Here is a 3,984-nt window from a genome sequence, read left to right as displayed (position 1 = left end):
GAAGAGAACCACCTGCGCTGGGATTCGCTCGGTGAGTTCCTGGCCCTGGCGGCATCGCTCGAGCATCTGGGCAGCACCTTCGGCAACCAGCGTGCCAGCGTGCTGGCCCGCGCCCTGGACGAGGCCAACGGCAAGTTCCTCGACAGCAACAAGTCGCCGTCACGCAAGGTGGGTGAGCTCGACAACCGCGGCAGCCACTTCTACCTGGCGATGTACTGGGCCGAGGCGCTCGCCGCCCAGGACCAGGACGCCGAGCTCAAGACGCTGTTCACGCGCCTGGCGAACACCCTGAAGGAGAAGGAGTCCGTCATCGTCGAGGAGCTCAACGGTGCCCAGGGCAAGGCCGTGGACATTCAGGGCTACTTCCACCCCGATGCCAAGCTCGCAAGCCAGGCCATGCGCCCGAGCAAGACCCTCAACGATGCGCTCGCCATGGTGGCCAAGGGCTGAATCCTGTCCGCCTGAAACGGTCGCATCGACCCTCGTCCGCCTGGCGGGCGGGGGTTTTTTGTCTTTCTCAGTATGATAATTTTGCGTTTTCCATGAACCCTTGCTGAACGCGCGCGTCTTATCACCGACATGCTTGCACGCGCCGCCGGTCAGCGCAGAGACGATGAAGCTCTATGTCCAACTTCGAAAGCCCGAGCGTGCCTCGCCCGGTATTGAACATGGCTCGCCCTGATTCGCCCGAGTACGACGACGACCTTGACGTCCAGACGGCGGAACCCGAGCTTGCCAGGCCACCGCTCTACAAGGTGGTGCTGCACAACGACGACTACACCCCGATGGAGTTCGTCATCGAGGTGCTGCAAGGCTTTTTCAACATGAACAACGAAAAGGCCGTCGAGATCATGCTGGCCGTGCATACCCAGGGCAAGGGCACCTGCGGCATCTTCACCCGCGATATCGCCGAGACGAAGAGCCATCAGGTGAACGAGTATGCCCGCGAATGCGAGCATCCTTTGATGAGCGACATCGAAGCCGCCGATTGACCTTTCGACCCGGCGCTGCCGGTGAATTTAGAGCAGTCGCCGCTTGACACGACACGTTGAAAAAAAGTAGTGGCGGGCCTTGCAAGCGGGGCATTTGTACCCGATGTTGAAGATACCGGTCGGTCGAACTGATCCGACGCAAGTCCTAGGTGGCGAACCACCCTAGGTAGTAGCGAAAAGGGGACTGCCATGCTGAGCAAAGAACTTGAACTGACCCTGAACACGGCCTTTACCGTGGCTCGCTCCAAGCGCCACGAGTTCATGACCGTGGAGCACCTGCTCCTGGCACTGCTGGACAACGCCTCGGCCATCGACGTGCTGAAGGCGTGCGGCGCCAACCTCGACAAGCTGCGCTCCGATCTGCAGGATTTCATCAATTCCACCACACCCCTGATTCCCGAAGGGCAGAGCGAGCGCGAGACGCAGCCTACGCTCGGTTTCCAGCGCGTGCTCCAGCGCGCGGTGTTTCACGTACAGTCATCCGGCAAGAGTGAAGTCAACGGCGCCAACGTGCTGGTCGCCATCTTCTCCGAGCAGGAGAGCCAGGCCGTCTACTTCCTGAAGCAGCAGAACGTGGCCCGGGTCGATGCGGTCAACTACATCGCCCACGGCATTTCCAAGGTGTCCGGTCACGGCTCGGCCAACTCCTCCTCCCAGCAGGAAGGCGAGGATGTGGAAGAGGCGAGCGCCGAGGGCGGCGCGCATCCGCTGACCGGCTATGCCACCAACCTCAACGAGCAGGCGCGTCTGGGCAAGATCGACCCGCTGATCGGGCGCGATCACGAGCTCGAGCGCGTGGTGCAGATCCTCGCCCGGCGGCGCAAGAACAACCCGCTGCTGGTAGGCGAGGCCGGCGTGGGCAAGACCGCCATCGCCGAGGGCCTGGCCAAGCGCATCGTCGAGGAGGACGTGCCCGAGGTCATCTCCGACGCGGTGGTCTACTCGCTGGACATGGGCGCGCTGCTCGCCGGCACCAAGTACCGCGGCGACTTCGAGAAGCGTCTGAAGAGCCTTCTCGGCGAGCTCAAGAAGCAGCCCAACGCGATCCTGTTCATCGACGAGATCCATACCGTGATTGGTGCGGGGGCGGCCTCCGGCGGCGTCATGGACGCCTCGAACCTGCTGAAGCCGCTGCTCTCCTCCGGTGAGTTGCGCTGCATCGGCTCGACCACGTTCCAGGAGTTCCGTGGCATCTTCGAGAAGGATCGCGCGCTCGCCCGGCGTTTCCAGAAGGTCGACGTGCCGGCGCCCTCCGTCGAGGACACCATCAAGATCCTCAAGGGGCTGCGCTCGCGCTTCGAGGAGCATCACGAGCTCAAGTACACCGATGCGGCGCTCGAGAGCGCAGCGCGCCTGGCCGATCGCTACATCAACGATCGTCACCTGCCGGACAAGGCGATCGACGTGATCGATGAGGCGGGTGCCCACCAGCGCATGCTGCCTTCCGAGATGCGTGTCGATACCATCGACGTCGACCAGGTCGAAGCGGTGGTGGCCTCCATCGCGCGGATTCCGCCGAAGAGCGTGTCGAGCTCGGATCGCAAGCTGCTCGAGAAGCTCGACCGCGACCTCAAGATGCTGGTGTTCGGCCAGGACGAGGCGATCGATTCGCTCTCTGCCGCCATCAAGCTCTCTCGCGCCGGCCTCAAGGCGCCGGACAAGCCGGTGGGCAGCTTCCTGTTCGCCGGCCCCACCGGGGTGGGCAAGACCGAGGTCGCCAAGCAGCTCGCCCATATCATGGGCATCGATCTGGTGCGCTTCGACATGTCCGAGTACATGGAGCGCCATACGGTGTCACGCCTGATCGGCGCGCCGCCCGGGTACGTGGGGTACGACCAGGGCGGGCTTCTGACCGAGGCGGTCAACAAGCAGCCGCACTGCGTGCTGCTGCTCGACGAGATCGAGAAGGCGCATCCGGAAGTCTTCAACCTGCTGCTGCAGGTCATGGACCACGGCCGCCTGACCGACAACAATGGCCGCGAGGCGGACTTCCGCCACGTGATCCTGATCATGACCTCGAACGCCGGGGCCGAGCAGGCGTCGCGCCGCTCGATCGGCTTCCAGAGCCAGGATCATTCGACGGATGCGATGGAAGTGATCCGTCGCACCTTCTCGCCGGAGTTCCGCAACCGCCTCGATGGCATCATCCAGTTCCATTCCCTGCCGATGTCCGTGGTGCGCAACGTCGTCGACAAGTTCCTGATCGAGCTTCAGGCCCAGCTCGACGAGAAGCGCGTCCAGCTCGACGTGGACGACACCGCGCGCGACTGGCTGGCGGAGAAGGGCTACGATCCGGACATGGGGGCGCGCCCGATGGCCCGCCTGATCCAGGAGAAGCTGAAGAAGCCGCTGGCCGAGATGATCCTGTTCGGCGAGCTGGCCGAGCACGGCGGTATCGTGCACGTGAGTCTCGAGGAGGGCGAGCTTTCGCTATCCACCGAGTCCGAAATGGCGGATGCCCCGTGAGGGGTTGAACCAGCAAGCGTACAGCGCCCTGTCACTGACGGGGCGTTGTCGTTTTAAGGCGCCGTATGGAGAGTCGCTCGCAGGAAGGAAGACCCGCGAGAGAGGAGGGCGATCAGCGCGAACGGTAGACGATGCGTCCCTTAGAGAGATCGTAGGGCGTCAGTTCCACCTTGACCTTGTCGCCGGTCAGGATGCGGATGTAGTTCTTGCGCATCTTGCCGGAGATGTGGGCCGTCACGACGTGGCCGTTCTCGAGTTCGACACGAAACATGGTGTTGGGAAGGGTGTCGACGATGACGCCTTCCATTTCAATATGGTCTTCACGTGCCATATAGGCAAATCCTCACTTAGCGAACGTCATTGATTAACCAACTAACAGAGTAGTTAGCCTTCCCTAGTTTACAAGGGGCGGCCAAACAGCGCCATATTGTGCCGCAAGCCTGGCGTCAAGGCAAAAAAGCGCGCCGATCTAGCGAATCAAGCGGCGCCAGTGGCGTCCGTCCAGCACCTCGAGCGGCGAGAACGC

4 protein-coding genes are annotated in these 3,984 nt (G+C 62.8%); 3 read left to right on the top strand and 1 reads right to left on the bottom strand.

What is annotated here, in order from left to right:
• From BIS11_RS12400 to clpA, 3 genes are all read left to right on the top strand, one after another.
• Positions 1 to 450, top strand: a 450-nt coding sequence (locus tag BIS11_RS12400) for an NADP-dependent isocitrate dehydrogenase (protein ID WP_253586149.1), incomplete at its 5' end; no start/stop codon positions are given.
• Between the two features lie 218 nt (positions 451 to 668).
• Complete coding sequence (gene clpS / locus BIS11_RS12395; protein WP_253420301.1) at positions 669 to 992, top strand: ATP-dependent Clp protease adapter ClpS; 324 nt, start codon at positions 669 to 671, stop codon at positions 990 to 992.
• A 189-nt stretch (positions 993 to 1,181) separates the two neighbouring features.
• The gene (gene clpA / locus BIS11_RS12390; RefSeq protein ID WP_253420270.1) at positions 1,182 to 3,458 is read left to right on the top strand and encodes an ATP-dependent Clp protease ATP-binding subunit ClpA; all 2,277 of its coding nucleotides are present in this window, start codon (positions 1,182 to 1,184) and stop codon (positions 3,456 to 3,458) included.
• 112 nt (positions 3,459 to 3,570) lie between these two features.
• Here the strand turns inward: clpA and infA are convergent, their stop codons facing one another.
• Positions 3,571 to 3,789 carry a translation initiation factor IF-1 gene (gene infA, locus BIS11_RS12385; RefSeq protein WP_007111068.1) on the bottom strand — a complete coding sequence of 73 codons (219 nt, stop codon included), beginning with the start codon at positions 3,787 to 3,789 and terminating at the stop codon, positions 3,571 to 3,573.
• Between the last annotated feature and the right edge of the window lie 195 nt (positions 3,790 to 3,984).

Origin of the sequence: Halomonas sp. 707D4 (assembly GCF_024158685.1) — a bacterium.
Classification (GTDB): domain Bacteria; phylum Pseudomonadota; class Gammaproteobacteria; order Pseudomonadales; family Halomonadaceae; genus Vreelandella.
This window is presented reverse-complemented; position numbering and strand designations above follow the sequence as displayed.

Excerpts from the sequence above, each read along its gene's own strand:
- clpS (WP_253420301.1), top strand. The coding sequence starts at position 669 with ATGGCTCGCCCTGATTCGCCCGAGTACGACGACGACCTTGACGTCCAG.
- infA (WP_007111068.1), bottom strand. The coding sequence starts at position 3,789 with ATGGCACGTGAAGACCATATTGAAATGGAAGGCGTCATCGTCGACACC.
- clpA (WP_253420270.1), top strand. The coding sequence starts at position 1,182 with ATGCTGAGCAAAGAACTTGAACTGACCCTGAACACGGCCTTTACCGTG.